At 75.4% G+C, this 23926-nt stretch carries 22 protein-coding genes; 12 read left to right on the forward strand and 10 right to left on the reverse strand.

What is annotated here, in order from left to right; translation table 11 throughout:
• The first annotated feature begins 63 nt into the window (after positions 1 to 63).
• On the forward strand, positions 64 to 1245 hold the full coding sequence (locus ACU616_RS05980) for an acyl-CoA dehydrogenase family protein (protein WP_446757560.1): 1182 nt from the start codon (positions 64 to 66) through the stop codon (positions 1243 to 1245).
• A 61-nt stretch (positions 1246 to 1306) separates the two neighbouring features.
• Here ACU616_RS05980 and ACU616_RS05985 read toward each other — a convergent pair whose 3' ends face one another.
• Positions 1307 to 2206, reverse strand: a complete 900-nt coding sequence (locus ACU616_RS05985) for an ABC transporter substrate-binding protein (protein ID WP_446757561.1) — start codon at positions 2204 to 2206, stop codon at positions 1307 to 1309.
• A 173-nt stretch (positions 2207 to 2379) separates the two neighbouring features.
• On the opposite strand from ACU616_RS05985, the gene ACU616_RS05990 reads away from it, so the two are divergent.
• The 7 genes from ACU616_RS05990 (at position 2380) to phaZ (ending at position 9887) form a co-directional block, all read left to right on the forward strand.
• On the forward strand, positions 2380 to 4134 hold the full coding sequence (locus ACU616_RS05990; RefSeq protein ID WP_446757562.1) for a phosphatase PAP2 family protein: 1755 nt from the start codon (positions 2380 to 2382) through the stop codon (positions 4132 to 4134).
• Positions 4131 to 4736, forward strand: a complete 606-nt coding sequence (locus ACU616_RS05995; protein ID WP_446757563.1) for a hypothetical protein — start codon at positions 4131 to 4133, stop codon at positions 4734 to 4736. The genes ACU616_RS05990 and ACU616_RS05995 overlap by 4 nt, the downstream gene beginning before the upstream one ends.
• Positions 4733 to 5836: a lysylphosphatidylglycerol synthase transmembrane domain-containing protein gene (locus tag ACU616_RS06000; RefSeq protein WP_446757564.1), complete on the forward strand. Its 1104-nt coding sequence runs from the start codon at positions 4733 to 4735 to the stop codon at positions 5834 to 5836. The genes ACU616_RS05995 and ACU616_RS06000 overlap by 4 nt, the downstream gene beginning before the upstream one ends.
• Positions 5833 to 6453 carry a phosphatase PAP2 family protein gene (locus ACU616_RS06005; protein WP_446757565.1) on the forward strand — a complete coding sequence of 207 codons (621 nt, stop codon included), beginning with the start codon at positions 5833 to 5835 and terminating at the stop codon, positions 6451 to 6453. Before ACU616_RS06000 ends, ACU616_RS06005 begins: the two co-directional genes overlap by 4 nt.
• Positions 6453 to 7103: a phosphatase PAP2 family protein gene (locus tag ACU616_RS06010; protein ID WP_446757566.1), complete on the forward strand. Its 651-nt coding sequence runs from the start codon at positions 6453 to 6455 to the stop codon at positions 7101 to 7103. Before ACU616_RS06005 ends, ACU616_RS06010 begins: the two co-directional genes overlap by 1 nt.
• A 161-nt stretch (positions 7104 to 7264) precedes the next feature.
• Entirely contained in the window at positions 7265 to 9022 is a 1758-nt protein-coding gene (locus tag ACU616_RS06015) for a PHA/PHB synthase family protein (protein ID WP_446757567.1), read from the forward strand.
• A 25-nt stretch (positions 9023 to 9047) separates the two neighbouring features.
• A complete protein-coding gene (gene phaZ, locus ACU616_RS06020; protein ID WP_446757568.1) occupies positions 9048 to 9887 on the forward strand; it encodes a poly(3-hydroxyalkanoate) depolymerase in 840 nt (279 codons plus the stop codon).
• 40 nt (positions 9888 to 9927) lie between these two features.
• Here phaZ and ACU616_RS06025 read toward each other — a convergent pair whose 3' ends face one another.
• The 5 genes from ACU616_RS06025 to ACU616_RS06045 all read right to left on the reverse strand — a co-directional run bounded on the left by ACU616_RS06025 (position 9928) and on the right by ACU616_RS06045 (position 16057).
• Positions 9928 to 11304, reverse strand: coding sequence for a neutral zinc metallopeptidase (locus tag ACU616_RS06025; protein ID WP_446757569.1), 1377 nt, complete (start codon positions 11302 to 11304; stop codon positions 9928 to 9930).
• A gap of 116 nt (positions 11305 to 11420) precedes the next feature.
• Positions 11421 to 14084 carry a putative bifunctional diguanylate cyclase/phosphodiesterase gene (locus tag ACU616_RS06030; RefSeq protein WP_446757570.1) on the reverse strand — a complete coding sequence of 888 codons (2664 nt, stop codon included), beginning with the start codon at positions 14082 to 14084 and terminating at the stop codon, positions 11421 to 11423.
• Between the two features lie 118 nt (positions 14085 to 14202).
• A complete protein-coding gene (locus ACU616_RS06035) occupies positions 14203 to 15159 on the reverse strand; it encodes a hypothetical protein (protein WP_446757571.1) in 957 nt (318 codons plus the stop codon).
• Positions 15156 to 15431, reverse strand: coding sequence for a hypothetical protein (locus ACU616_RS06040; RefSeq protein ID WP_446757572.1), 276 nt, complete (start codon positions 15429 to 15431; stop codon positions 15156 to 15158). The genes ACU616_RS06035 and ACU616_RS06040 overlap by 4 nt, the downstream gene beginning before the upstream one ends.
• A 5-nt stretch (positions 15432 to 15436) precedes the next feature.
• On the reverse strand, positions 15437 to 16057 hold the full coding sequence (locus ACU616_RS06045) for a hypothetical protein (protein ID WP_446757573.1): 621 nt from the start codon (positions 16055 to 16057) through the stop codon (positions 15437 to 15439).
• Between the two features lie 389 nt (positions 16058 to 16446).
• Here ACU616_RS06045 and ACU616_RS06050 point away from each other — a divergent pair, with 389 nt between their 5' ends.
• The 4 genes from ACU616_RS06050 (at position 16447) to ACU616_RS06065 (ending at position 20431) form a co-directional block, all read left to right on the forward strand.
• Positions 16447 to 16899, forward strand: a complete 453-nt coding sequence (locus ACU616_RS06050) for a nuclear transport factor 2 family protein (protein WP_446757574.1) — start codon at positions 16447 to 16449, stop codon at positions 16897 to 16899.
• A 160-nt stretch (positions 16900 to 17059) separates the two neighbouring features.
• Positions 17060 to 17509, forward strand: a complete 450-nt coding sequence (locus ACU616_RS06055; RefSeq protein ID WP_446757575.1) for a helix-turn-helix transcriptional regulator — start codon at positions 17060 to 17062, stop codon at positions 17507 to 17509.
• 5 nt (positions 17510 to 17514) lie between these two features.
• Entirely contained in the window at positions 17515 to 17925 is a 411-nt protein-coding gene (locus tag ACU616_RS06060; protein WP_446757576.1) for a VOC family protein, read from the forward strand.
• A gap of 112 nt (positions 17926 to 18037) precedes the next feature.
• Entirely contained in the window at positions 18038 to 20431 is a 2394-nt protein-coding gene (locus ACU616_RS06065) for an ATP-binding cassette domain-containing protein (protein ID WP_446757577.1), read from the forward strand.
• Positions 20432 to 20491: 60 nt separating this feature from the next.
• On the opposite strand, the gene ACU616_RS06070 is transcribed toward ACU616_RS06065, so the two are convergent.
• From ACU616_RS06070 to ACU616_RS06085, 4 genes are all read right to left on the reverse strand, one after another.
• On the reverse strand, positions 20492 to 21685 hold the full coding sequence (locus ACU616_RS06070; protein WP_446757578.1) for a hypothetical protein: 1194 nt from the start codon (positions 21683 to 21685) through the stop codon (positions 20492 to 20494).
• A 204-nt stretch (positions 21686 to 21889) separates the two neighbouring features.
• Positions 21890 to 22615 (reverse strand): ANTAR domain-containing protein, encoded by a 726-nt coding sequence (locus tag ACU616_RS06075; protein ID WP_446757579.1) that lies wholly within the window; start codon positions 22613 to 22615, stop codon positions 21890 to 21892.
• A gap of 216 nt (positions 22616 to 22831) precedes the next feature.
• Complete coding sequence (locus ACU616_RS06080; protein ID WP_446757580.1) at positions 22832 to 23245, reverse strand: VOC family protein; 414 nt, start codon at positions 23243 to 23245, stop codon at positions 22832 to 22834.
• On the reverse strand, positions 23242 to 23862 hold the full coding sequence (locus ACU616_RS06085; RefSeq protein ID WP_446757581.1) for a dihydrofolate reductase family protein: 621 nt from the start codon (positions 23860 to 23862) through the stop codon (positions 23242 to 23244). The genes ACU616_RS06080 and ACU616_RS06085 overlap by 4 nt, the downstream gene beginning before the upstream one ends.
• Positions 23863 to 23926: the final 64 nt, after the last annotated feature.

The following is a 23926-nucleotide window of genomic DNA, read 5'->3' on the forward strand; positions in this document are numbered from 1 at the left end:
GCTGGTCACCGGGTAGGGCGGGCGGACGGGACGCCGTCGTCCCCGCCGTGAGGAGGCAGACCCGTGGGTGACCGGACCGCCGTGACGTCGGACTTCTACGAGCTCGAGGCGCTGCTGGACGACCAGGACCGCGAGACGCTGCACCGCGTCCGCGCGTTCATGGACGAGCAGGTCGAGCCGATCATCAACGAGTACTGGACCCGCGCCCAGTTCCCGCGCCAGCTGATCCCCGGGATCGCCGAGCTGGGCATCGCCGGCGCCCAGTACTCCGGCTACGGCTGCCCCGGCCGCTCGTCGCTGTTCGACGGCATGGTCTCGATGGAGCTGGGCCGCGGCGACCCCTCGGTGGCCACGTTCATGGGCGTCCACGGCGGCCTGGCCATGGGCACGCTGCAGCTGTGCGCCTCCGACGAGCAGAAGGAGCGCTGGCTCCCGGCGATGGCCCGCATGGAGCTGATCGGCGCCTTCGGCCTCACCGAGCCCGAGCACGGCTCCGACGTCGCCCGCGGCATCCAGACCACGGCCCGCCGCGACGGGGACGAGTGGGTGCTCGACGGGCAGAAGAAGTGGATCGGCAACGGCAGCTTCGCCGACCTGGTCATCATCTGGGCGCGCGACGTCGACACCGACCGCGTGCTCGGCTTCGTCCTCGAGCAGCCCACCCCCGGGTTCAGCGCGGTCGACCTCGAGGACAAGATCGCGCTGCGCGCGGTGCAGAACGCGCTGATCACCCTCGACGGCGTCCGGGTGCCCGAGGAGAACCGGCTGCAGAACGCCAACAGCTTCCGCGACACCGCCAACGTGCTGCGGGCGACCCGGGTCAGCGTGGCGTGGTCGGCGGTGGGCTGCTCGCGCGGCGCCTACGAGCACGCGCTGCGCTACGCCCTGGAGCGCGACCAGTTCGGCCGGTCGATCACCTCCTTCCAGCTCGTGCAGGACCTGCTGTTCCGGATGCTGGGCAACATCACCGCCTCGGCCGCGCTGTGCGCCCGGGCCTCCCAGCTGCAGGACTGCGGGATGCTGCGCGACGAGCACGCCTCGATGGCGAAGGGCTACTCCACGATGCGCATGCGCGAGACCGTCGGCTGGGCCCGCGAACTGATGGGCGGCAACGGCATCCTGCTGGAGAACCACGTGGGCCGGTTCGTGGCCGACGCCGAGGCGATCTACTCCTACGAGGGCACCCGCGAGGTCAACAGCCTCATCGTCGGCCGCGCGATCACCGGCACCAGCGCCATCACGTGATCAAGGACCCCCGCGCCCCCCACCGCTCGCGAGCTCGTGGCGGGCCCCTGCGCGGGGGCCGTCAGCGGCCGTCCCACCACTGGGCGGCGGCCTCGGCCGGGGTGCGGCCGTCGATGGCCACGGCCCGGTTGAGCCGGATCAGGTCGAACGTCGTGAGCTGGGCGCTGACCGCGTCGAGCGCCGTGCGCAGCCGCTCGCCGGCCCGCTCGAGCACCGCCGTCCGCACGACGGGCACCACGTTCTCGCGCGGCTGCAGCGACCGGTCGTCGCGCAGCAGCAGCAGCGAGGCGTCGAGGAGGTGGGCGTCGGTCGTCTCCAGCATGCCGACGTCGACCTGCCCGGTGAGCAGCGCCTCGACGGTGGCCGCCCGCGACGGCATGCTGCGGACGGCGGCGAACTCCAGGCCGTAGACCTCGCGCAGGCCGGGCAGGCAGAAGTGCCGCTCGGCGCACTCGGGCGGTCCGCCGAACACCAGCCCGGGAGCCACCGCGGCCAGCTGCGAGAGCGTGGTCATCCCGTGCTGCTCGGCGAGCTCGGTGAGGACGACGAAGCCGTTCTGGTCCTCGGCCGCCGCGGCGGCGGTCACGGTCATCCCCCGCGGCGCGAGGTCGCGCGCCAGCTCGTCCCGCAGCACGGCCGGGTCGGCGCTGCTCGACCCCGCGCCGGACTCCAGGAACTCCGACGCGGTGCCGAGGTAGTCGACGACGACGTCGACCACGCCCTGCTCCACCGCCGGGAGGACCACCTCCCGCGTGCCGATGCCGTGCTCCACCGACACCGCCAGCCCGGCCCGGCGCAGCCCCTCGGCGTACACCTCCGCCAGCGTCTGGTTCTCGGGGAAGTCGTAGGAGGCGACGCGGACGACGTCCTCCGCCGCCGGGGCGGGGTCGGCGGGCGTGTCGCCGCAACCGCACACGGCCAGCGTCAGGAGCAGCACGGCGGCGAGCACTCGGCCCCGCATCGCAGACCCCCTCCAGGAGGCGGCGCCCCGCGGTGGAGCCGCCCACGGCCCCCGTGCAGGGGCCCGCCGCGAACGTGCGAGTGGTGGGGCACGGGGGTCCTTCGTCACGCTAGCCCGCGCACGGGACCAAGGTCGATGGTCTTGCGGACGCATCGGGTGCAGCATCGGCGGGCATGGCGGCCACGACAGGGACGCCGGCGGCGCAGGTACCCGCACCGCGGGCCCCCGCGGCGCCGGCCTCGGCGGTGGGGGGCGTCCGTCGCCCCGACCCACCGCCGATCCAGCGCGTCCACCGCCGCCGCCGGCCCTCCGGTGAGCCGCCGCCGCTGCCGCGGCACCTCAACGCCTCCGGCAAGTGGTGGCTGGGCCTGAGCGCCGTCGTGCTCGTCAGCTGGGTCGTCGTCGTCGCCACCGGCAGCGCGGCGTTCTTCGACCTGGTCGACACCCGGGTCCTGCAGGCGATCAGCACGATCCGCTCCCCCGGGCTCACCGAGGTCGCCGAGGTCGCCGGCGTCCTCGCCACCGGCCGGGCGATCCACGTGCTGTGGGTGGTCGACCTGGTCGCCCTGGCCGTCTTCCGGCGCTGGCGGCACCTGTTCGTGTGGCTCGGCGTCGGCATCGTCGTCATCAACACCGCCGCCACCGCGGCGTCCGCGCTGCAGCGGCCGCGGCCCTACGAGGTGGAGGTGCTCGGCCCGTGGTCGGGCTTCTCCATGCCGTCGGTGCCGATGACCGTCCTGGCCACCCTGCTGGTCAGCACCCTGTACTCGCTGGTCCCCGCGGGCCGTGCGCGCGGCATCGGCAAGTGGGTGGTGTGCGGCCTGCTGGTGGTCACCGCCGCCTCGCGGCTCTACCTGGCCCAAGACCACCCCACCGACGTCCTCGCCGGCGTCGTCCTCGGGGTGGCGGCCCCGCTGGCCGCGTTCCGGATGCTGACGCCGAACGAGGTCTACCCGGTCGTCTACCGGCGCGGCAGCCCGGCGCACCTGGACGTCTCGGGCGCGCGCGGGGAGGCCATCGTCCGGGCGCTGCAGGACCAGCTGGGGCTGGTGGCCACGGCGGTCGCGCCCTTCGGCCTGGCCGGGTCGGGCGGCTCCACCCCGCTGAGGATCAGCGTCAAGGCCCCCGACGCCGCGGAGCAGGACGAGAGCTGCGTCTTCGGCAAGCTCTACGCCGCCACGCACGTCCGCTCCGACCGCTGGTTCAAGCTCGGCCGCACGCTGCTCTACGGCCGGCTGGAGGACGAGAAGCCCTACCACAGCGTCCGCCGGCTGGTGCAGTACGAGGACTACGTGCTGCGGCTGCTCTCCGACGCCGGGCTCCCCGTCCCGCACCCGCTGGGCATCGTGGAGATCACCCCGGAGCGCGAGTACCTGCTGGTCGCCGAGTTCCTCCAGGGCGCCCGCGAGATCGGCGACCCCGAGACGGTCGTGGACGACGCCGTCATCGACCAGGGCCTGGCCGTCGTCCGGCGGCTGTGGGAGGTCGGCGTGGCCCACCGCGACATCAAGCCGGCCAACGTGATGGTGCGCGACGGCACGCTGTTCCTCATCGACTCGGCCTTCGCCGAGGTGCGGCCCAGCCCGTGGCGGGAGGCCGTGGACCTGGCCAACATGATGCTGGTCCTGGCGCTGGCCACCGACGCCGAGCGCGTGTACGCCCGGGCCCGGGTGTACTTCTCCGACGAGGAGATCGCCGAGGCGTTCGCGGCCACCCGCGGGCTGACCATGCCCTCGCAGCTGCGCCGGATGCTGCGGGCGCAGGGCCGCGACCTGCACGCGGAGTTCCTCCGGCTGCTGCCCTACCGGCTGCCGCCCGTGCGCATCCAGCGGTGGACCTGGCGCCGCGTCGGGCTGAGCCTGGTCACCGGGCTGGCGCTGCTGCTCGCCGTCGCCGTCGGGGTCGACCTGCTCGGGTCGCCGCTGTGAGCCGGGCCCGGCGCACCGCCGCGGCGGTCGCCCTGCTCGCCGCCCCGCTGTCGGCCGCCGCCTGCGGCGGCGGCAGCACCAGCGTCAGCGACGAGCTGCCGGCGTGCGCGAGCGGGGACGACGCGACCGCGGCCCACGGCGTCGTCCTCATGGCGCAGGCGGTGCCGACGGCAGCCTGGGTGCCGTGCGTGGAGAGCGTGCCCGTGGGCTGGACCTTCGCCGGTCTCGACGCGCACTCCGGCGGTGCGCGGTTCTGGCTGGACTCCGACCGCGACGGCACGCACGCCATCGAGGTGGCCCTGGACGCCGGCTGCGACACCGGCGGCGCGACCGAGATCCCCAGCGAGCGGGAGGACCTGCGCCGCTTCGAGCGGGTGACCCAGGTGACCCCGCAGTACCACGGCCGGCGCTACTACGTCTTCGACGGCGGCTGCACCACGATCACCTTCCGGCTCACCGGGGAGAACCGGGGCGAGCCCCTCGCGCTGGCCACGCAGAGCCTCGGCGTCGTCAGCCGCGAGGAGCTCGCCGGGCAGGTCCAGCAGGAGAGCGGCGGCCGGCTGCAGCTCGACCCGCCCGCCGACCAGGGAGGCCCGGCATGACCGCCGTCGCACCGCAGGCCCCGCCCACCCGGCCGCCGAGGGGGAAGCCCCTGTGGCGGCGCGTCGTGCCCCCGCTGCTCTCCCTCGTCCTGGTCGCCGCCGTCTTCTTCTGGTTCCTGCCGCAGTTCACCAGCCTGTCCGACGTCTGGTCCGCCGTGGCGGCCATGACCTGGGCCGAGCTGGCGCTGCTGGGGATCGCCACGCTGTGGAACCTGGCCACCTACCAGTTCGTGATGGTCGTGACCATGCCCGGCCTGCGGCTGCGGGAGGCCACGGTCTCGACGCTGACCACGACCGCCGTGTCGAACACCGTGATCGGCGGCGCGGCCATCTCCCTCGGGCTGACCTACGGCATGAACTCCTCGTGGGGCTTCTCCCGCTCCCGGACGTCGGTGATGCTGCTGCTGTCGGGGCTCTGGAACAACTTCGCCAAGCTGGCGCTGCCGGTGCTCGCCCTGTCCCTGCTGGCCCTCACCTCCACGCCGACCACCGGCCGGCTCCTCGCCGGTCTGGCCGGTCTGGCCGGGCTGGTCGCCGCCGTGGTCCTGCTGGGCCTGCTGCTGCGCAGCCGGGAGAGCGCGGCCCGGATCGGCAGGGGCGCGGGCCGGGTGGCCTCGGCCGTCCTGCGGCCGCTCGGCCGGCCGCCCGTGCACGGCTGGGACCTCGCGACGACGAAGTTCCGCGACCGGACGGCGCTGCTGCTGCGCGCCCGCTGGCACTGGCTGACCCTCGCGACCGTGGTCAGCCAGCTCTCGCTGTTCCTCGTGCTGGTGGTCGCGCTGCGCGCCGTGGGCGTCACCGCCGCGCAGGTCGGCGTCGTGGAGGCGCTGGCGGTCTTCGCCTTCGCCCGGCTGCTGACCGCCGTCCCCTTCACCCCGGGCGGGCTGGGCGTCATCGAGCTGGCGCTCATCACCGGTCTCTCCGCGGCCGGCGGCGACCGGGCCCTGGTGGCGGCGGCGGTGCTGGTGTTCCGGGCGCTCACCTACGTGCTGCCCATCCCGCTGGGCCTGGGCACCTACGTGTTCTGGCGGCAGAACCGCTCGTGGCGGCGGGAGCCGAACACGGCACCGCGCACGGAGCTGGTGCCGGAGACGGTGTGAGCGGACCGGCGGTCAGGCCGCGCACGATCACGCGGCGGGGCCACGACGCCGTCCTGGCCGCGGTCGGCGCCGTCGTGCTCGTCCTGGCCGCGCTCCCGGTCGAGCGGACGTCGGTACCCGCGGCCGAGACGGCGGTGTTCCGGGCGGTCAACGGCGTCGACGTGCTCCCGTTCGTGCTCGTCTGGCCGGTGATGCAGCTGGGCAACGTCCTGGTGGTGCCCGCCAGCGCGCTGGTCGCCGCCGCGCTGCGCCGCTGGCGGTTCGCGGCGGGGCTGCTGCTGGCCGGGATCGGCACCTACCTCGCGGCCAAGGTGGTCAAGGACGTGGTGGTGCGGGGCCGGCCCGCCGGCCTGCTCGACGACGTCGTCGTCCGCGGGGCCGCCGCGCAGGGCCGCGGCTTCCTCTCCGGCCACGCCGCCGTCGTCGCCACCGTGCTGACCGTGGCCTGGCCGTGGCTGGGGCGCCGGGGGCGGATCGCCGGGGTCCTGCTCGCCGCGGCGGTGTGCCTGGCGCGCGTGCACGTGGCGGCGCACCTGCCGCTCGACGTCGTCGGCGGCGTGGGGCTCGGCCTGCTCGTGGGGGGACTGGTCCGTCTCCTGCTCGGGCGGCCGGGCTGATGCTGGTCGACTCCCGTCGCGGGCTGTGGGTCAGCGCGGCGCTGCTGGCCGGGGCCGGGGCCGTCGGCGTGCTGGTGGCCCTGCCGGCCACGCGCCCGGCGGTGCAGGCGGTGGACGACGCGGTGTGGGAGTGGGTCGGCGCGCACCGCAGCGGGCCGGCCACCGCGGTGGCGGTCGCGTTCTCCTGGCTGGGCAGCGCGTGGGTGAACTGGCCGCTGCGGGTCGCGGCGGTCCTGCTGCTGGCCTGGCGGCGGCACTGGGCCCGCGTGCTCGCGTTCACCCTCGCGGTGGTCAGCAGCGAGGCCGCGATCGGCCCGGTCAAGGCCGCCTTCGACCGCCCCCGTCCCCCGGGGTCGCTGATCGCGACGTCGGCGGCCTCGTTCCCCTCCGGGCACGCCATCGCCGGCGCGGTGACCGCGGTCGGGCTGGTGCTGGTGCTCGCGCCGCCGGGACCGGCCCGGTGGCGCTGGGAGGTGTGGGCGGTGGTGTTCTCCACGGTCATGGCGCTGTCGCGGGTGTACCTGCGCGCGCACTGGCTCTCCGACACCGTCGCCGGGGCGCTGCTGGGCGCCGGCCTGGCCCTGGGGTGGCCCGCGCTCGTGACGGCCGCGCGCGACCGGCACGCCCGCGGCGCCCGGGCGTCCCCCTGAGCGGGACGCCCGGCCACCGGGCACCGGCACCGGAACGCACGTGTGCCCGGTCCCACCCGGCGGGTAGGGCCCCCTGCGGGGCGTCCGCCCCCCGCCGCAGGGAAGCCCCTGTGGTTGAGTGAACCGGCTCAGAGGCCTGCAGCGACACCAGGAGAACCGGGATGACCACCACTGCTCCCCGCCCCTCCCCCGACTCACCGCGCCCGCGTCCCGCGCCCGTCGGCGACACCGGCCCGGCGGAGTCGCCGGAGGCGTCGGATGCGGTCATGGGGCTGGACATGGTGCTCGTCGACGGCGCGCGCGGCCCGCTGCGGCGGATGATCCCGCCGGCGCGGACCGTGGGCCGGCTCGGGGCCGCGCTGGTGCGCAAGCCCGACGTCGTGGCCCGCCGCTCCGGTGAGCTGGTGCGCGAGCTGGGCGGGATCCTCTCCGGCCGCTCCGAGGTCGCGCCCAACCCCAAGGACCGCCGCTACGCCGACCCCGCGTGGGCGGGCAACCCGCTGCTCAAGCGGCTCATGCAGGCGCACATCGCGGCGGCGCAGACCGCGGCCGGGCTCGTCGAGGACGCCGACCTCGAGTGGCAGGACGACGAGCGGATCCGCTTCACCCTCACCAACGTCGTCGACGCGCTGGCGCCCAGCAACAGCCTGCTCAACCCGCTGCTGTGGAAGGCGGTCATCGACACCGGCGGCCGCAACGCGGTCAGCGGCGTGCGCCGCCTGGTCGGCGACCTCGCGTCCGCGCCACGGGTGCCCTCGATGGTGGAGCCCGACGCCTTCACCGTCGGTGAGGACCTCGCCGTCACCCCGGGCGCGGTGGTCCTGCGGACGCCGGTGTTCGAGCTGATCCAGTACCGGCCGACGACCGAGACCGTGCGCAGCGTGCCGCTGGTGATCGTGCCCCCGACGATCAACAAGTACTACGTCACCGACCTCGCGCCCGGCCGCAGCATCGTCGAGCACTACGTGTCCGCCGGCCAGCAGGTCTTCATGATCAGCTGGCGCAACCCCGACGAGCGGCACGCCGACTGGGGCCTGGACGCCTACGGGCAGGCCGTCCTCGACGCGATGGACGCCGCGGAGAAGATCACCGGCAGCGACAAGGTGGCCCTGCAGGGCTTCTGCTCCGGCGGCATCATCCAGGCGATGGTGCTCGCCCACCTCGCGGCCACCGGCGCGCTGCAGCGGGTGGCCGCCTCCAGCTACGCCGTCACCGTCCTCGACTGGTCGCACGCCGGCACGATCGGCGCGCTCATGGACGAGGAGGCGGTGCGCGACGCCACCGAGAAGTCGCGGAAGAGGGGCTACCTCGACGGCGCCACGCTGGCCGAGGTGTTCGCCTGGCTGCGGCCCAACGACCTGGTGTGGAACTACTGGGTCAACAACTACCTGCAGGGCAAGCCGCCGCCGGCCTTCGACATCCTCTACTGGAACGCCGACACCACCCGGATGACCGCGGCCCTGCACCGCGACTTCATCGACGTGTCGGTCGGCAACCTGCTGACCAAGCCGGGCGGGGCGACGATGCTCGGCTCGCCGGTCGACCTGTCCGCCGTCGACGTCGACGCCTACGTCACCGCCGGCATCGCCGACCACCTGTGCCCCTGGCAGTCCTGCTACCGCACGACGCAGCTGCTCGGCGGCCGCAGCCGGTTCGTCCTGTCCACCGCCGGCCACATCGCCTCGCTGGTCAACCCGCCGACCAACCCGAAGGCGTCGTTCCAGGTGGCCCCGCAGACCCCGGCCGACCCCGAGCAGTGGCTGGCCGTGGCGACGAAGGAGAAGGGCTCCTGGTGGCCGGACTTCATGGCGTGGCTGGGCGAGCGGGCCGGCGACGAGGTGCCCGCCCCGACCTCCCTGGGCAACGAGGAGCTGCCGCCGCTCACCGACGCGCCGGGGACGTATGTCTTCGACAAGTGAGGAACCGGGGCCGCGCGGCCGCCTGGTGAACCCGGCGCTCGCGGCCCGGGCGGGCACCGGTGAGCTCGTCCGGTCGGTCACCGTCTCCGGCCGCACCCTGCGGGTCTCGGTGCGCCGGGGGGACGGGTCGGCCCCGCCGCTGCTGCTGATGAACGGCATCGGGGCGAGCCTGGAGGTCCTGCAGCCCTTCGTCGACGAGCTCGACCAGCGGCGGACGGTGGTCCGGTTCGACGTCCCCGGCGTCGGCGGCTCCCCCCGGCCCGTCGTCCCCTACACGCTGGCCACGTTCACCCCGGTGCTGGCCGGGGTGCTCTGCGAGCTGGGGTACGACGGGCCGGTCGACGTCCTGGGGCTGTCCTGGGGCGGCGCGCTGGCGCAGCACTTCGCCGTCCAGCACCGCCGGCGCTGCCGCCGGCTGGTGCTGGCGGCCACCGGCACCGGCAGCCTGATGGTGCCCGCGCACCCGCGCGTGCTGGCCCGGATGCTGACCCCGCAGCGGCACCGCGACGCCCGCTACGCCGAGGAGGTCGCCGCGACGCTCTACGGCGGCACCGTCCGCACCGACCCGGCGATGGCGGCCCGCGTGCTGCACTCGGCCAGCCGGCTGGGGCCGCGGCGCGGCTACTACTACCAGCTGGCGGCCAGCGCGGGGTGGAGCAGCCTGCCGTTCCTGTCGCTCATCCGGCAGCGCACGCTGGTGGTCGCCGGCGACGACGACCCGATCATCCCGGTGGTCAACGCCAGGATCCTGGCCCGGGGCATCCCCCGCGCGCAGCTGCACCTCTACTCCGGCGGGCACCTGGCGCTGGTCACCGAGGCCGCGGAGCTGGCCCCGGTGGTCGAGCGCTTCCTCGACGCGGACTGAGACGCGGACCGGGACACGGAGCGGGACGCGGACCGAGGGGTCAGGGGCCGCAGGCGCTCCCGCCGTCGACGAACCCCTGCCGGAAGGAGTCGACGAGCTCGAACCCGGACAGCCCCGACCCCGGGACGACGGTCGGCTCGGTGGCGTACCGCAGCAGCACCACCGCGGCCTCGTCGACGTCCCCCGGGGAGACGGCCGGCACCGGCCCGTCGACGTGCCCGAGGCGCAGCTCGCGGGCCAGCCAGCCCACGGCGCACACCGAGGCGGTGACCGCGGCCGCGTCGTCGACCGGCAGGCCGCGCCGCCCGCGCACAGCCATGGCGTAGGGCAGCCCCAGCAGCGTCGTCACGGCGAAGTCGCCGACGTCCTCGTAGGCCGGCTGCAGCAGGCCGGCGGCGTCGTAGCGGACCGAGTCGTCCTCGGGGCACCACTGCAGGTCCCGCTCCGGGCCGGCGCCGCCGCAGACCGGCCCCGGCCCGTCGGCGGCCCGGACGGCGGGGACGTCGAGCCGCCCGCCCAGCGGCGCGGTGCCGGGGAAGCCGCGGGTGAGCGCCTGGTCCCAGAACGCGGCCAGCAGGTCGCCGCTGCCGGAGACGACGTCGCCGTAGGGCAGGTCACCGCCGTCGGCCGCCTCCCCCGGGCCGAACTCCTCCTCGGTGAAGACGCGCGAGGCGTCGAAGGCGGCGCAGGTCCGCGGGCCCTCGGCGTAGCCCTCCTGGAAGGCGGAGAGCTGGTCGAACAGCGACCCGTGCGCGTCCTCGGCGTCCGGTGAGGTGCCGACGGCGTCGCCGAAGTAGAGGTAGCCGAGCAGGTAGGGGTCGAGCTCCTCCGGCCGGACGGAGAAGTGGGCGGCCCCTCCGTCGACCACCCACCGGGTCCAGCCGCCGGCGAAGCACTCGGCCTGCGTCTCGGCGACGATCGACGGGTCGGCCAGCCCGGCCTGCTCCTGCACGGCGTGGCCGATCTCGTGCGCCATGACCTCGGCGACGACGAAGGGCCCGTAGTCGTCGGCCAGCCGGGCCAGCCACGCGCGGTCGTAGACGACGACGTCGTCCTCGCTGCAGTAGGAGGCGTTCTCGGCCAGGTCGTCGACGTCGTCGGAGAAGCACGGGCCGCCGGGCAGGTCGCCGGGGTCGGTCTCGCCGGGGTCGATCGACCAGAACCCCCCGTCGACCGCCCCGAACTCCTCGCCGTAGAGCCGCGGGTAGGTCCGGGCCCAGTACGCGAGGACGTCGGTGATGGCGTCGCGCGCGATCCGGTCGGTCCCGTCGCCCGCCTCGGCGAGGTGCACGCGCGGGCCGGCGTCGGTGCGCGCGCCACCGACCGGGGACGCCGTCCCGGCGACCGCGGTGGTGCACCCGCCGAGGGCCAGGGACGCGGCGAGGAGCACCCCGGCGGCGGGGCGGCGGACGCGCACGCGGGCTCCTCCGGGTCGGACGGCGGGGTCGGACGGCGGGCTCGGACGGCGTCCGGCTCGGGGACAGCAGGCTGCCGCGCGCCGCCCGCCCGGTCAACGGGACGGCTCCCCGCAGGTCAGGACGCCGGGGTGGCCTCCGGCAGCGCGCCCATCAGCGTGCCGGCGACGTCGGCCGGGAGCGGGCGGTGCAGCAGGTAGCCCTGCGCGAGGTCGCACGCCTGGGCGCGCAGCCGCTCGAGCTGAACCGGCTCCTCCACGCCCTCGGCGACGACGTCGAGGCCGAAGGTGTGCGCCGCGCTGATGATCAGGCCCACGAGCTCCCGCTGGCCGGGGTCGGGCGAGGCCACGAAGCTGCGGTCGATCTTGAGCGTGTCGACCGGCATGTGTCGCAGCTGCCCGATCGAGGTGTAGCCGGTGCCGAAGTCGTCGATGGCGATGGACACGCCCGTGGCCCGCAGCTCGGCCAGGTGCGTCATGGCGACCGGGTCGTCGACCAGGACCGTCTCGGTGACCTCGAGGACCAGCAGGCGCGGCGGCAGCCCGGAGGCGGCCAGCGCGTCGGCGACGTCGGCCACGACGCGCCGGTCGGTCAGGTGCCGGCCGGAGACGTTGACCGCCATGGTCGGCTCGGCGGCACCAGGGACGGCCGGCGACGCGGCCCGCCAGGCGGCGAGCTGCCGGGTGGCCTCGTGCAGCACCCAGCGGTCGAGGTCGCAGATCAGGCTCGAGCTCTCGGCGACGGGGATGAACGCGTCCGGTGGGACGACGGTGCCGTCGGCGCGCACCCAGCGCACCAGCGCCTCGTAGCCGCGCAGGTGCTGGTCGGCGACGTCGAGCACGGGCTGGTAGACCAGCCGCATCCCGCCGTCGGTGAGCGCCGCGGCGATCGCCGTCTCGGTCGCGGCGCGCGCGGCGAGCTGCCGGCGCAGGGCGTCGTCGAAGATCTCCGCCCGGCCGCGGCCGTGCTGCTTGGCGCGGTGGGCGGCGGTGTCGGCCTCGGCGAACAGCGCGTCGGCGTCGGCGCCGCCGTCCCGGCTGACCGCGATGCCGACGCTGGCGCCGATCTGCACCAGTCCGCCGACCTCGATCGGCTCGCTGAGCCCGGCGATGAGGCGCTCGGCGAGGTCCATGAGGTCCCGCTCGGTCTCGACCGGCTCCACCAGGACGACGAACTCGTCCCCGCCGAGGCGGCAGACGACGTCGCCCTGGCGGACCATCGCGCGCATCCGGGCGGCGACCTCGCGCAGCACGGTGTCGCCGGCGGCGTGGCCGTGGCCGTCGTTGACCGCCTTGAACCCGTCGAGGTCGACGAAGAGCAGACCGGTCATCGCCCCCGAGCGGCGGGCCCGGTGCAGCGCGGAGGTGACCAGGGTCAGGGCCTGGGCACGGTTGGGCAGCTCGGTCAGGGGGTCGTGCGTGGCCCGGTGGGCCAGCGCGAACTGCAGCTCCTCGCGCTGGCGGACCGAGGTGACGATCTGGCGGATCGAGGCGTGCACGACCTCGCCCAGCGGGCCGGGCAGCGGCTGGTTGAGCAGCGCGTCGTCGAGGTCCCCGCGGGCGACCGCCTGGGCCTGGTCCTGGATCCGGCGCAGGCCGGCGACGGCCTCGCCGAGGGCGGCCGACACGGTGCGCACCTCGCGCGGCCCGTGCACCTCGACCTCGACCAGCTCGCCCTCGCTGATCCGGGTGGCCTGGCCGGCGAGCAGTCCGAGCGAGCGCGACACGGTCCGGCCGAGCCAGACGGCGCCGAGCGCGGCCACCAGCAGCAGGCCGATGCCGAGCTCGACCGTCCGCCGCAGGACCGCGGCGGCGTCCTCGCGGTCGGCCGCGGCCAGCGCGCGCACGTCGTCGACGGCGGTCCCGACCAGCCCGGCCAGCGCGGCGTCGCGGTCGGCGCTGCGGAACAGCAGCTCGGTCAGGCGGCCGACGTCGGCGGTCAGCTCGCCGGCCGTGGTCGCGGGCGTGACCAGCGCGTCGAGCTGGGTCACGAGCTCGGAGTCCCGCAGCCGCACCCACGCGGTGTGCAGCGACTCCTGGGACAGCTCCTCCATCTGCCGCTGCGCGTCGGTGTAGGAGAGCCAGCCGGTCTCCCACGCCAGGCGCGAGCCGATGAGGGCGCCGTCCGGGGCGAACAGCGAGCCGAGGTACAGGGGCGTCTGCCGGGTGGCGTCCTGCGCCAGGGTGGCGATGGTCAGCACGTCCTGGACGGCCCGCGCCGTCCGGGCCGGCACGCCCTCGGAGACGGCGGCGGCGGCCGCGGCGCGCTCGGCGGTCATCACGTCGTTGGAGACGCCGAGGTAGCCGAGGTACAGCTGCTCGAGGCGCACCTGGCCGGTGTCGCTGTCCGCCCGCAGCCCGGCCAGGTCGGCGGCCACGCGCTCGACGACGTCGGCGCCGAGCGAGCCGGCGGGCACCGCCGCCACCGCGGCGTCGGTGGCCGTCCGGGCCTCGACGGCGCCGTCGGCCGCCGTGCCGCGCGCGGCCGCCAGCATCCACGGCGTGACCCCCAGCGCGGTGGCGGCGGTCGGGTCGTCGATGACGGCCAGCGCGAGCGTCGGCAGGATCTCCTGCTCCGCGGCCGTCCGGACGGCGTCGAGGGAGGCGATGGCCCGCACGGCGGACTCGGCACGCCGGGCGCTGCCCACGTCCCCGCTGGTGTGCACGGCGACGAGCGACGTCAGGACGCCGACGCCGGCCAGCGGGACGGCCACCAGTGCGGTGAGGTAGCACCAGAGGGCGGTCCCCCGGTGCGTCGTGCGGTGGGTCGGCGTGCGTGCCATGGATGGTCCTTCGACAGGGTTGCGGACGGACTTGACCCGCCATCCCGCCGGAGGGTGAGACCGGTCCCGTCCTCGATCGTGACCTCGTGCGCCGGGCGGTCGCCCGCGGGCGGGCGGGTCAGCCGGCGCCGCGGACGAGGCAGCCGCTGGCCGCGCCGCCGAGGGGCTCGGCGTCGAAGCCGCGGACGGCGAGGACGTCGGCCAGCGCGGCGTTCAGGACCTGCTGGACGTCGACGTCCACGTCGGCGCCGTACACCTGGTCGACGCTCATCCGGTCGTGCTGGCGCCAGGCGACGACGATGCCGTCCAGGGCCGGCTCGGCGCCCAGGCAGACGCCGCCCAGCGCGCCGTCGGGGCCGGTGGCGTCCCACAGCGGGAGGCCGGCCTCGGTCAGCGCGGCAGCGACCTCGACCACCAGGCCGGCCAGCGGGTCCTCCTCGGTGAGGCCGGCGTCCCAGTCCTCCGGCAGCCGGTCGAGCTGGTCCCCGAGGTGGGCCAGCCAGGCGGAGTCCTGCGCCGAGATCCGCCGGACCACCGTGCCGTCGGCGCGCAGGACGCCGTGCACCGCGCGGACGGATCCGTCGAGCCCGGTGGCCAGGGCCGTGCAGAGGGCGTCGGCCCGGGCGGCGAAGGGACCGGCCACCGCGTGCTGCCCGGGCCGGTCCTCGGCGGAGTCGACCAGCCACCACGCCGTCGCCCCGCTCCCCGCCCCCAGCTGCCGTCCGGCGGGGTGGGTGGCCGAGTGGGGAGCCGGGTGCGTCGCCAGGCCCACCGCGGTCCGGGCCGCCGGGCGGTCCGGCGCGACGGCGGCCGAGGGCGCCGCCGGGGCGCCGGTGCCCGCGGGCACGGCCGGCACGCGGATCCCGGTCGCGGTGCCGGGCCCGGTGGCCGGCCCGGTCCGGCCGTCGCCGCCGTGCGGCCGCTGCTGCCGGACGGCGTTGCGCTCGAACTCGTAGCGGGCCGTGGAGCTGCGGCCCAGCACCACCACCAGCCCGGCCAGCGCGAGGAACCCCACGACGGCGACCACCGGCCACACGAGCAGCTCGGCGCCGCCGGCGGGGACCGGCGGGGTCACCAGGCGCACCAGGAGCGCTGCGGGCCGGCACCCCAGTCGGCCGCCCGGTGCAGCGCGGCGCGCGTCCGTGCGAGCAGGTCGGCGGGGCGGAGGGCAGCCGCGCCAGCGGAGGGCGCGGTGTCGGCGGGGAGCTCTGCGCCGTCGGGGAGCTCGGTGTCGGCGGGGTCGATGCCGAGCAGGTCGAGCAGGCCGGCCAGACCGAGGCCGTCCTCGGCGGTGGAGGACGGGACGCGGAACGGCCGGCGCGCGAGGGAGAGGGCGGACGTGCTCATCGCGATCAGGCGGCGCAGCGGACGACGGAGCCGCTGGCCCCGCCGCCGAGGGCGTCGACCTCGAACCCGCGCAGCCAGAGCACGTCGGCCAGGGCCACGTTCATCACCTGCTGCACGGCGCTGTCGGTGTCGGTGCCGTGCAGCTGCTCGACGCTCATCCGGTCGTGCTGGCGCCAGCCGACGACGACACCGTCCAGGGCCGGCTCGGCGCTCAGGCAGACGCCGCCCAGCGCGCCGTCGGGGCCGGTGGCGTCCCACAGCGGCAGGCCGGCCTCGGCCAGCGCCGCGGTGACCTCGACCAGCAGGGTGGCCAGCGGGTCGTCGTCGGCGAGGCCGGCGTCCCAGGCCTCCGGCAGCCGGTCGAGCTGGTCGCCGAGGTGGCCGAGCCACGCCAGCTCCTGCGGCGAGGGCCGGCGGTGCAGCCCGCCGTCCGGGCGCCGGACGCCGTACACCGGTCGCACCGGCTCGTCGTCCTCGTCCCGCGCCGCGGCGGCCCAGCCGGCCCCGGCGCGGTCCTCGAAGGGGCCGGCGACGAGCCGGTCGGGGCCGTCCTGGCCCTCGACGACCAGCCACCAACCCAGGCGTGCCTCGCTGTCGAGGCGCAGTCCAGTACTGCGGAGGTCCACGTGATCCACCGTTCATCCCGTCCATGGGGCCACCGCAGGGGAAGTGCGACGGCATCCGCGAGCCGCCGGTGAGGGCGGCGCGGACGAGGGAAGTGTGGGGTCCGGGCCACCGCGCCACGCACCCCGCGGCACGTCGTGGGACGCGGCATTACCGGATCGTTGTGCAGGCGTCCGGCCAGGCCGGTGACCCGCCGCTGCCGGCACCCACAAGTCGACCGGTCCGGCCACCGCCGTGCGTGCGGACCTGCTGGAGGGCCGCGGTGACCTCCGGCGGCGCCGCCGCCGTGGCGTGTCCGCGCGGCCACCCCGTGAGCCCGGGCTCCTCGTGCGCGGGGCGCCCGGCGGACAGACACTGCACGGACTCCCCCGCCACCCCACCTGGAGGCCACGTGTCCCGTCCACCCCTGCCGCCGTTCACCCGGGCGACCGCCGAGGAGAAGGTCCGGGCCGCCGAGGACGCGTGGAACACCCGGGACCCGGAGCGGGTCGCGCAGGCCTACACACCCGACACACAGTGGCGCAACCGCAGCGAGTTCCTCACGGGACGCGATGCGGTGGTCGGGTTCCTGACGCGCAAGTGGCGGACCGAGCTGGACTACGCCCTGCGCAAGGAGCTGTGGGCCTTCACCGACGACCGCATCGCCGTGCGCTTCCAGTACGAGTGGCACGACGCGGGCGGCCAGTGGTGGCGCTCGTACGGCAACGAGCAGTGGGAGTTCACCGCCGAGGGCCTCATGCGGCGCCGGGAGGCCAGCATCGACGACGTCGCCATCACCGCCGCCGAGCGCCGGATCCACGGCCCCCGGCCGGCGGGTGACCGCACCGGCCTGCCCCTGCACTGACCGGGACCGCCCCCGGCCGCCCGACGGGACCGTGGCGACGCGCCTGCGCCGTGGTCAACGGCACGCCTCGCGAGCCCCTCGACACCGGCCACGTCGAGATCGCGTCCCCGCCGGCCGCAGGTGGCGCACCGGCCACGGACGCCGTGGCACGATCCCGGGAGTGACCAGCAGGCCCGCCGCCGCGCAGCGCCTGGAGGACCTCGCGCGGCTCCGCCGCGTCCGCGACCGGATCGACCGGGAGTACGCCCAGCCGCTGGACGTCGAGGCCCTCGCCCGCGGCGTGCACGTGTCGGCCGGGCACCTCAGCCGCGCGTTCCGGCAGGCCTACGGCGAGTCGCCCTACGCCTACCTGATGACCCGGCGGGTCGAGCGAGCGATGGCACTGCTGCGCCGGGGGGACCTCAGCGTCACCGAGGTCTGCTTCGCCGTCGGCTGCTCGTCGCTGGGGACCTTCAGCACCCGCTTCACCGAGCTGGTGGGGATGCCACCGAGCACCTACCGGCGCCTCGCCGCCCAGGGCACCGAGGGCCTGCCCGCCTGCGTCGCCAAGCAGGTGACCCGACCGGTCAGGAATCGAGAAGCACCGGCGCGCGAGCCGTTCCTAGCGTGAGCGCCATGGACCTCACCATCCACACCACCGTCCTCCCGCACACCGACCCGGACGCCTCGCTGGCCTTCTGGCGCGACACCCTCGGCTTCGAGGTGCGCACCGACGTCGGCACGGGCCCGATGCGCTGGATCACCGTCGGCCCCGCCGGCCGGCCCGGCACGTCCGTGCTCCTGGCACCCCCCGCCGTCGACCCGGGCATCACCGACGACGAGCGCCGCACCGTCGCCGAGATGATGGCCAAGGGGACCTACGGGTGGATCCTCCTGGCCACGAAGGACCTCGACGGCACCTTCGAGCGGCTGCAGGCCGCCGACGCCGACGTCGTCCAGGAGCCGACCGAGCAGCCCTACGGGGTGCGCGACTGCGCCTTCCGGGACCCCGCGGGCAACCTGGTCCGCATCCAGGAGCTGCGCTGAGCGCTCCGCCGTCAGCCGGACGGGTGTTCCGACCCCCGGGCGCCCCCGCCGATCAGGTAGACAGCGGACCGTCGCGGCGCCCGCGCCGGCCCTGCCGATGGACGGAGACACGATGAGCACGGTCACGAGCACCGATCCGCGGTCCCCCGCGGTGCACGCCGCCGACAGCCACGACCTGATCCGCGTGGTCGGCGCCCGCGAGAACAACCTCCGCGACGTCAGCCTCGAGATCCCGAAGCGCCGGCTGACGGTGTTCACCGGCGTCTCGGGCTCGGGCAAGAGCTCGCTGGTGTTCGACACGATCGCCGCGGAGTCGCAGCGGCTGATCAACGAGACCTACAGCGCCTTCGTGCAGGGCTTCATGCCGTCGCTGGCGCGGCCGGAGGTGGACCTGCTCGAGGGCCTGACGACGGCGATCATCGTCGACCAGGAGCGGATGGGCGCCAACCCGCGCTCCACCGTCGGCACCGCCACCGACGCCAACGCGATGCTCCGCATCCTGTTCAGCCGGCTCGGCACGCCGCACATCGGTCCGCCCACCGCCTTCTCGTTCAACGTGCCGACGCGCCGGGCGAGCGGGGTGATGAGCACCGAGAAGGCCGGCGGCCGGGTCGAGAAGGCCGTGGTGCGCGACGTCGTCTACCTGGGCGGCATGTGCCCGCGCTGCGAGGGCATGGGGTCGGTCTCCGACTTCGACCTCACGGCGCTCTACGACGGGACCAGGTCGCTCAACGAGGGCGGCCTGATGGTCCCCGGCTACAGCACGGAGGGCTGGTACGGCCGCCTCTTCCAGGGCATCGGCCTCGACCTGGACAAGCCGATCGGGCAGTACACGAAGAGGGAGATGGACGACCTCCTCTACAAGACGCCGACCAAGATCAAGGTCGAGGGCGTCAACCTCACCTACGAGGGCGTGATCCCCCGGGTGCAGAAGTCGATGCTGTCCAAGGACGTCGACTCGCTGCAGCCGCACGTCCGGCGCTTCGTCGAGCGCGTGATCACCTTCCAGACCTGCCCCGAGTGCGACGGCACGCGGCTCACCCCGGAGGCCCGGTCCTCGACGATCGGCGGCAGGAACATCGCCGACCTCTGCGCCCTGCAGATCAGCGACCTGGCCGACTGGGTCCGCACGCTGCACGAGCCGTCGGTGGCCCCGCTGCTGACCGGCCTGCAGCACCTGCTCGACTCGTTCACCGAGATCGGGCTGGGCTACCTCTCCCTCGACCGGCCCGCGGGCACGCTGTCCGGCGGGGAGGCGCAGCGCACCAAGATGATCCGCCACCTCGGGTCGTCGCTCACCGACGTCACCTACGTCTTCGACGAGCCCACCATCGGCCTGCACCCGCACGACATCGAGCGGATGAACGGCCTGCTCCTGCAGCTGCGGGACAAGGGCAACACGGTGCTCGTCGTCGAGCACAAGCCCGAGACGATCGCGATCGCCGACCACGTCGTCGACCTCGGCCCGCTCGCCGGCACGGCCGGCGGCGAGATCGTCTACCAGGGCGGCCTCGAGGGGCTCCGGGCCGGCGGCACCCTCACCGGCCGCCACCTCGGCTATCGCGCGGCGCTCAAGCCGGAGGTGCGGACGTCGACCGGGCGGCTCGAGGTGCGCGGCGCGAGCACCCACAACCTCCGCGACGTCGACGTCGACGTCCCGCTCGGTGTCCTCTGCGTGGTCACCGGCGTCGCGGGCTCCGGCAAGAGCTCGCTCATCCACGGCTCCGTCGCACCGAGGGACGGCGTCGTGGTCGTCGACCAGGGCGCGATCCGCGGCTCCCGCCGCAGCAACCCCGCCACCTACACCGGCCTGCTCGAGCCGATCCGCAAGGCGTTCGCCAAGGCCAACGGCGTCAAGCCGGCCCTGTTCAGCTCCAACTCCGAGGGCGCCTGCCCGACCTGCAACGGCGCCGGCGTCATCTACACCGAGCTCGGGGTGATGGCGACGGTGGAGTCCCCCTGCGAGGAGTGCGAGGGCCGGCGCTTCCAGGCGTCGGTGCTCGAGTACACGCTGGGCGGCCGCAACATCGCCGAGGTGCTCGCGATGTCGGTCATCGAGGCGGAGGAGTTCTTCGGCACGGGCGAGGCGCGCACGCCGGCCGCGCACACGGTCCTCGACCGGCTCGCCGACGTCGGGCTGGGCTACCTCACGCTCGGCCAGCCGCTCACCACCCTCTCCGGCGGCGAGCGGCAGCGGCTGAAGCTGGCCACCCAGATGGCCGAGAAGGGCGACGTCTACGTCCTCGACGAGCCCACCACCGGCCTGCACCTCGCCGACGTGGCCAACCTGCTCGCGCTGCTCGACCGGCTCGTCGACGCCGGCCGGTCGGTGATCGTCATCGAGCACCACCAGGCGGTCATGGCGCACGCCGACTGGATCGTCGACCTCGGCCCCGGCGCCGGGCACGACGGCGGGCGGGTCGTCTTCGAGGGCACCCCGGCCGACCTGGTCGCCGCCCGGTCCACCCTCACCGGCGAGCACCTGGCGGCCTACGTCGGCGCCTGACCGGTCCCGACCGCGACGGAGGCGGTGCCCAGGCCGGTGCGGGCGGCTCGGGTGACGACGTCAGCCGCCGACCGACCCACCGGTGGCCGTCTGGGTGACCGCGGCTGTGTCCACCGCCGTCGAGGCCGCGGTGCCGTCCCCGCCGTCCCCGCCGCCTCCGCCGTTCCCGCCGCCCGCACCGGCGCCGCCGGCACCCCCGGCACCTCCGGCGCCCCCGGTCGCGGTCGCGGCACCGGCCGTGGCGTCACCGGTGGTGGCGGTGTTGCCGGCGGTGGCGCTGCCGTCGACGGCGACAGCGGTGGCGGTCTGGGTGACCGTGGGTGCGTTCACCGCCGTCGAGGCCGCCGTGGCGTCCCCACCAGCACCACCGTCGCCACCGTTCCCGGCGCTCGCGTCGACGACGGCGGCCTGGTCGTTCCCGCTGCCGGGGGACGCGGACTGCTGGACGGTCGGGCCGGTGGTGATCGTGCCGCCGGTGCTGTTCGCGCCACCGTCGCCACCGTCGCCGCCGGCACCTCCGGTCGCGGTCGCGGCACCGGCCGTGGCGTCACCGGTGGTGGCGGTGTTGCCGGCGGTGGCGCTGCCGTCGACGGCGGCGGCCGTGGCGGTCTGGGTGACCGTGGGTGCGTTCACCGCCGTCGAGGCCGCGGTGGCGTCCCCACCCGCCCCGCCGTCCCCGCCGTTGCCCGCGCTGGCATCGAAGACGATGCTCTGGTCGCCGTTGCCGCTGTGCGGCAGGTCCTGCTGGACGGTCGGGCCGGTCGTGATCGTGCCGCCGGTGCTCCCCGTCCCCCCGGCTCCGCCCGCGCCGCCGGCACCTCCGGTGGCCGTCGCGGCACCGGCGGTCGCGGCGCCCGTCGTGGCGGTGTTGCCGGCGGTCGCGGCACCGCCGTCGGCGGCGGCCGTGGCGGTCTGGGTGACCGTGGGTGCGTTCACCGCCACCGAGGCCGCCGTGGCACTGCCACCCGCCCCGCCGGCTCCGCCGTTCCCGGCGCTCGCGTCGAAGACGACGACCTGGTCCCCGTCGCCGCTGTGCGGCAGGTCGAGCTGGACGACCGGCCTGCGGCTGATGGTGCCGCCGGTGCTGCCCGTTCCGGCAGTGGTGTCGTAGACGACGGTCTGGACGCCCTCGCCGCTGTGCGGCAGGTCCTTCTGGATGACGCGGGGCGTCGTGGACGCGCCGGGAGGGGCCGCGAGCGCCTGCGTCGAGCCGGCGAAGACCAGAGCGCCGGCGAGCAGTGTCGCGGCCGTCATCCGGGTGACCGTCCGGGATCCCACGATCCGTCCCCCTCCGTCGGAACGTCCTGCGTCGAGGACCGGATCCGCACGGCAGGCAGACCCAGCCCCTCGTCCGAGCGCACCGGGGAGCGCCCGGCGGGAACCGTAGGGGGGACGACGACGAGCCCGACAGGGACCAAAGACCCGGGGCGCTCCGCGGGGCTCCCGGTGCCGGCCGGCTCACGCCCGGGGCAGCTGCCCGGTGTGGACCAGGTCGGCGGCGACCGCGCTCAGCTTCCGGTTCGTCTTCACCGACATCCGTGCCAGGACCTGGAACGCCTGGTCCGCGGTGAGCCGGTGGCGCGCCATCAGGATGCCCTTGGCCTGGTCGATGACCGCTCGCGACTCCAGGGCGGTCCGCAGGCCGGCGGCCGCGTCGTGGGCGCTCCGGTAGGCGTGCAGGTTGCCGGCGGCGACCGCTGCGTAGGGGGCGAACTCGGTGGCCGCCGAGCGGCTGTCCTCGTCGAAGGCGTGCGGCTCGCGGGCGTAGATGTTGAGCGCGCCGGTGACCTGCTCGTCGTCGACGGCCAGCGGGACGGACAGGGAGCTCAGGGCGCCGCGCTCGACCGCACGTGGTGTGTAGTCCGGCCAGCGGCTGTCGGTGCGGGTGTCGGTGATCTCGGTCAGCTCGCCGGTGCGGGCGCTGTGCAGGCAGGGTCCGTGGCCGCGGTCGTACTGCGTCTCGTCCAGGTCGGTGGCCAGTCGACCGGTGGAGGCCACCGTGCTCGGCCTGCCCTCCACGAGCAGCGTCACCGACCTCTCCGTCCGGGCCCGCACCACCGTCCCGGTGAGGTCGGCGACGGTCTGCAGCAGATCCTCCATCGACAGGTCGCGCAGGGACAACCGGCCCAGGCGCTCCAGCGCCTCGGCGGTGCCAGGGGAAGGGGAGTTCGGGTTGCTGGCCACGCCGCGGCCTCCGGTCCGGTCACACCGGGGATCACCTCGGCTGCGGTCCCCGACCTGGGGACCGTGTGCAGGTACGCCGACTGTGTGACGCGCCGTCGACGCCGGATCGCCCGGACGTCCCGGCCGACGCTACGCGCGTCGGCCGCCTCCCGGGCCCGGATCGTCGTCAGCCGCGGCCCGGACGCCCGCAGGCAGGCGACGGCAGCTGCGGTGCCGTCACGACCAGTCGGCCGCGGTGAGACCGTCGGGGTGACCGGCGGGCCACTGGACCAGCTCGATCCGGTTGCCGTCGGGGTCGGTGATCCAGGTGGTCAGGAAGTCCGCGGAACCGTCGGGCGACCCGGGCTCGGCGACCTCGATGCCCTTCGTCCTGAGGTCGGTGACCGTGGCCTCCATCGACTCAACCTGGATGACGAGGTGGCTCAGGCCGGCGCCTCGGTCCCACTCGGCCTCGCCGGGGTCGAAGACGAGGTCCACGCTGACCGCGTCGTCGTCGGGCAGCTCCAGCATCGTCAGCTGCCCGGCCGGGGACTCCGGCACCCGTCCGACCACCTCGTAGCCGACGGCCGTGTAGAAGGCGACCGCCCGCTCGGGATCGGCGACCCGGAGGCCGACGTGCAGGGTCCTCATCCGTTCCCTCCTGCGTCCAGCGGCGGCCGCTGGACGCGGTAGCGGAGGTGCAGGACCCGGTGGGCGGGGGCGGTCTCCCCAGCGTTCAGCTCGCGGATCAGCTCGAGTTCGGTCCGCTCGGCGGGCAGGTGGTCGAACAGCCGCCGTCCCTGCCCGAGCAGGACGGGGACGACGTGCAGTTCCCTCTCGTCGAGCTCGCCGGCCCGGAGCAGCGCCTGGGCGGCCCCGGCCCCCAGGACCAGCACGTCGGCGTCTCCGGCGGCGGCGCGGGCCTGCGCGGCGCAGGCGCCGACGTCGGTCACGTCGCGGACGCTGCCCGGCGGAGGCTCCTCCGGCACGTGGTGGGTGAGCACGAGGACCGGGACGCCGTCGTGGTGGTCGCCGTTCCAGCGGTTCGCGTGCTCGTAGGTGCGGCGGCCCGAGATGACGGCCCGGGTGGCGGTCGACTCGGCGACCACCTGACCGTTCGGTCCCGGGTCGGAGCGGGAGTCCAGCCAGTTGAACAGCCGCAACCCGCCGACGCCCATCGGCTCCGCCGTGCTGTCCCGCGGTCCGACGACGAAGCCGTCGAGAGACACGGTCATGTCCAGCCGGATCGCCGGGGTCGCGACGCTCATGCAGTCCTGACCGACGACGGTCGCCGGACTCATCGGGCCGCCGCGGCAGCCGGTGGCCCCGGTG

The sequence above is a fragment of the Geodermatophilus sp. URMC 62 genome (assembly GCF_052931475.1).